3 protein-coding genes and 3 pseudogenes are annotated in these 4,290 nt (G+C 56.2%); 2 read left to right on the top strand and 4 right to left on the bottom strand.

Features of this window, described 5'->3' with window-relative positions:
• Positions 1-283: pseudogene (locus Z052_RS16405) on the bottom strand (IS701 family transposase); the annotation flags it as partial.
• A 51-nt stretch (positions 284-334) separates the two neighbouring features.
• On the opposite strand from Z052_RS16405, the pseudogene Z052_RS16400 reads away from it, so the two are divergent.
• Together Z052_RS16400 and Z052_RS16395 are read left to right on the top strand one after the other, a co-directional pair.
• Positions 335-1,405 (top strand): annotated as a pseudogene (locus Z052_RS16400) (toxin-antitoxin system, toxin component); the annotation flags it as partial.
• Positions 1,406-1,685: 280 nt separating this feature from the next.
• Positions 1,686-2,243: a hypothetical protein gene (locus Z052_RS16395; protein ID WP_050033715.1), complete on the top strand. Its 558-nt coding sequence runs from the start codon at positions 1,686-1,688 to the stop codon at positions 2,241-2,243.
• A gap of 16 nt (positions 2,244-2,259) precedes the next feature.
• On the opposite strand, the pseudogene Z052_RS16390 reads toward Z052_RS16395, so the two are convergent.
• The 3 genes and pseudogenes from Z052_RS16390 to Z052_RS20760 form a co-directional block, all read right to left on the bottom strand.
• Positions 2,260-2,853 (bottom strand): annotated as a pseudogene (locus Z052_RS16390) (hypothetical protein); the annotation flags it as partial.
• A 20-nt stretch (positions 2,854-2,873) separates the two neighbouring features.
• Positions 2,874-4,097, bottom strand: a complete 1,224-nt coding sequence (locus Z052_RS16385) for an RNA-guided endonuclease TnpB family protein (protein WP_099289259.1) — start codon at positions 4,095-4,097, stop codon at positions 2,874-2,876.
• Positions 4,094-4,290, bottom strand: a 197-nt coding sequence (locus Z052_RS20760; protein WP_099289258.1) for a hypothetical protein, incomplete at its 5' end; no start/stop codon positions are given. The genes Z052_RS20760 and Z052_RS16385, both read right to left, overlap by 4 nt.

The following is a 4,290-nucleotide window of genomic DNA, read 5'->3' as shown; positions in this document are numbered from 1 at the left end:
TGTAGCCATCCTTCGACCAGCGTGTTTCACCGTGTTTTTGGAGTTCTTCGAGGCGCTCATGGTTGAATTGTTGTTCGTCCCAGTCGTACTCGGTGAGGAATTTGTTGAGAGCGCGTTTGTCTCCAGCTGGAAGGACTTCGCGTGAGATGCCTGCCACGGTCTTGTTGCTGGCCGCAACAAGACCGGTGGCGTAGGTTTTCGCGTGATGACGTTGAGCTGATGACAGCGATTCGAACTCGTCAAACACACGCGTACACGACAAGAAGTCCGTAATCGGCATCATCCGTCTTCACTACCGCCTACGTCATGCTCCTACTTCAACGTTCAAAGCTGAGTTATCATTAATGCTGTCTGTCAGAACATCGTCGAACTCTGCGAAAGCCGTGATATCCGGTTCGGCGTCATCCAGATGAACTGCCAGAACGTGGGAACCCTCGGCGCAGCTGTCTACGAACTTTCCCGAAAGGTGGCGAACGACATCGGAACAACTGTCGATGTCCCGGAACATGGAGTTCCAAACAAGAAAAAATGGCGCGAACTCTACCGTCTGATCAACGACCACTACGATACAGTTGTATTTATTCTCGATGAACTCGATATGCTCGTCGGTCGTCGCGATAAAGACGAGCCCGCTTTTTCGCGCCTTCTCTATCAGCTATCTCGTGCTGGAAGCACCGACGAGATTACTGCCCAAGTCTCTGTCACTGCCATCACTAACGACACGAAGATGATGGAGAGTGTGGGAAGTCGCGCTCTCAGTTCTTTTACCCCTGAGGACGTTCACTTTAGTGACTACGACGCCGACCAGCTCCGGGAAATTCTCCGGGCTCGGGAGGACGCCTTCCACGAGGATACACTCAGCGGTGACGTCATCCCGCTTGCAGCTGCATTCGCTGCCCAAACCAATGGAGACGCACGGAAGGCGATCGACCTGATGCGAACAGCTGGGTCGATTGCGGAAAAAACAGGTGTAGATAAAGTCCGGGAGGAACACGTTCGACAAGCCCAAGATAAGGTTGAGAAGAACCGCGTGTTGGAGGTGACACGTGGGATTAGTACGCAGAAGAAGCTCTGTCTGTTCGCGACTGCAGCTGTGGCCCGTGAGGACGGAACTGGTGCAGCAAGGAGCCCGATTGGATACCGGGTGTATCAGTACTTGACAGGTACCCTAGATTCGGATCAGTACCACCAGGAGACGTACGTGAATAAGATGAAAGAACTCACGACGTATTCGTTGGTCGAGACAGAGCGGAAGAGTCAGGGACCACACTCGGGTAGCTACCTCGAGTTCACGTTTGGTGAGAATCCGGAGACTATCATCGAGACGCTCCGAGAAGATTCGCGGCTAGACGACGTCCACAATGACGAACTCCGCACCGTCGTGAATGCACAGCTCAATCAGTAGGGTGTTCACCGAACAAGTCGATAGGGGCGAGGGTGTTATCGATGACTCAGTTTTATCGGTGACAGGAACAAGTCGATAGAGGTGGGTCTACAGATTGTGGTGGTCGCTCACACAACAAATCGATAGGGGCGACTGTTTAGCATTTTGCGTTACCGATATTCTAAAAATCGTAGATGACGCTGGGATCTTTTGTGAATGAACGGTACTGTAGTCAACTGATCGAGGAACCACGCTATTGTCGTGAGGAAAACTGACACTCCCGCCTATGGAAGATACACGTATGACGAGCTACGTGTTTCGTGTATGGTTGCTCCCGAATCCGCCACTGGAGCTCGAACCCGACGAGGAGGTCTGGCGGGATATCGAAGTCGACGGGTCACATACACTAGCCGAATTCCACGAGGCGATCTTCGAGGCGTTCGAGCGTTGGGACAGCCACGCCTACGAGTTCATCACGCGCAACGAGGACGGCATCGCGCTCCGGAGCTACGTCCACCCACAGCTCTACGACGGCGGCCCGAGCTGGCGAGCGATGGACGACGCGGAGATCGACCGCTTCATCGATCAAGCCGTGCCCGACGACGCCTCCGAAGACGCCAAAGCGCGGTTTCGCGAGCTCCAGTCGAATCCGCCGCCGGAAGGTAACGCCGCCGACACCACGATCGACGAGTTAAATCCGGAAGAGCTGGGAGCGCTCTCCTACACGTTCGACATGGGTGACAACTGGGAACACTACATCGAACTCCAGGATACTCGCAACGCATCGTTGGACAGTAGCCCCGTGGTCGTCGACGAACAGGGGGACGCACCGTCCCAGTATCCCGATATGGACGAGTAGCGGGTGGTTGTCCCGCCTACAGTCGTCTTTCGTCAATGATGGCGGCGGTATCTGTCCCGGCGATTGTGTCGGATTCTGCCAGCAGGTCGTCGATCTCGTCTGGATCGTAGACCTCCTTGACGATACAGTAGTGCTGTGACGGCGTTCCGAAGTCGTAGACCATGCTGAGCCGATCCCCTTCTCGGAGCGTCGCACGTTCAGCGATGTCTCCGATCGTCACGTCACTCGCGTTCGTGTACGAAGGGTCGTCGATCTTCTCATGCTGGTGGTCCGGGAGAATGTTGAGTGACGAGTCCAGATACTCGTCTTCGAGGCCGTACATCCGGAGGTGAAGATCATCGAGCGTACTGAATCGACACACGAGCCGATCGAGTTCCGCTATCGTCGTTTCCGGCCGAACGACGACATCGTACCACTCCTCGCGAGCGCGACCCTTCTGCTTCCAGCGAAGACGGTAGCCGGTGGTGCCGATACGAGATTCTACCTCCATGCTTGCATCCTGTCTCAGCTGGTCGATCTCATCGAGTGTTACAGCCCAGCAATACGAACAGATCTCATCTGGCGCATCGCCCTCGAATGCCGTCTTGTCGAGACTTTTCCAGTCAGCATATCGCGGTGAACTACCCTACCCTACCGCTCGCCTGACGGCTCGCGTTTGAGGGTGGGGCTTCCTGTTTCAACGACGCGCTTTGCAGATACCGAGGTATCCACAGCGAGCGCAGTCTCCACAGGCGTTGATTCGGAGCGTCCCGCTCCTAACCGCTTCTTGATACCGCGAGAAAGAATGTTCAACGCCGCGTTCGCGTCTCTGTCCGCCTCGAACCCACACGCCGGGCAGGAGTGTTCGCGCACCCACAACGGCTTCTCTGTCGAGACGCCGCAGGACGCACACTCTTTGGTCGTCCCTTTCGGATTCACGGCGACAAAGTGCGTTCCCTCGCGTTCGCACTTGTATTCGAGCATCCGCAGGAACGTCCCCCAAGCCGCACCTGCCCGGTTCCGCGAGTTGCCCGGTAGTTCGACCAACCCCTTCGCGTCCAAGTCCTCAACGGCCACGAGGTCGTATTCTCGGGCGTAGTAGTTCGAGAGTTTGTGCAGAAAGTCCCGTCGCTTGTTCTTCAATTCGGCGTGTCGTTCGGCCACGATACGGCGCTGTTTCTCCCAATTGTCAGAGCCGTGTTGTTTCCGCGAGAGGTCGCGCTGTGCGCGTTCCAAACGCTCGCGTTCGTCGGATAGGTCGAGGGATTCGACGGCGGTTCCGTCGGTGTCGTGGGCGTACGTGAGAATCCCCACGTCGATGCCGACGCACTTCTCGGGATTCTCCGGCTTCTCCGATGGGTTGTCCGGGGTTTCGACGCCGAGGGTGGCGTACCACTTCCCCATAGGTTCCTGTTTGACGGTGACGGTCTTGATTTCGGCGTCGTCGGGCAGGTCGCGGTGGAAGGTGATGGGTATCTCACCGAGTTTCGAGAGCCACAGTCGGGTCCGACCGCTCGTGTTCTTGAGCTTGAAGCCGGATTGACTGTAGGTGAAACTGCGGTACTCGCCCGGTGCCTTCCACTTGAGCGTCCCGACGCGGTAGCCGTTCTCTTTGCGCCCTCGTAGTGTCGAGAGGTTGTCGTACAGCCGTTGCACGACCTTCTGTAGTACCTTCGAGTGAACGTCTTTCAGGTCGCTCCACCACTTCTTGAGACTCGGCAGGAGCTTCTGCTCGGAGTATGCCGAGGTGTCGTCGTTCCGATTCAGGCGGTGGAGGAAGTGGTTGTAGACTTGTCTACAGGTATCGAGAGTCCACGCTAACTGTTCTTCGAGAGCGTCGGACGGTCGGAGTCGATACCTGTAGTTGTAGTTCACGAGCGTTCTTCGATGAGTTCGTCAAGTTGTCCGCGAACGAACGACGAGAGGTTAAGATGGTTCTCCTCGACCCACTCGGCTTGGTCTTCGCGGATGGTGATGTTCTTCCGCCTCACTACATACGCACTATGCGTGTTTGTGCGCATAGTTGTTTCGATTGCGTGGGCCTGTGGGCCGAGCGTCGAACGTGTTT

This window comes from Halorubrum sp. C191, assembly GCF_002727095.1.
Classification (GTDB): domain Archaea; phylum Halobacteriota; class Halobacteria; order Halobacteriales; family Haloferacaceae; genus Halorubrum; species Halorubrum ezzemoulense.
Note: the sequence above shows the minus strand (reverse complement) of the source record. Positions and strands in the feature narration are given on the sequence as shown.

What these genes read in the sequence shown, in the direction of transcription:
- Z052_RS16395 (WP_050033715.1), top strand. Translation starts at nt 1,686, where the DNA reads ATGACGAGCTACGTGTTTCGTGTATGGTTGCTCCCGAATCCGCCACTG.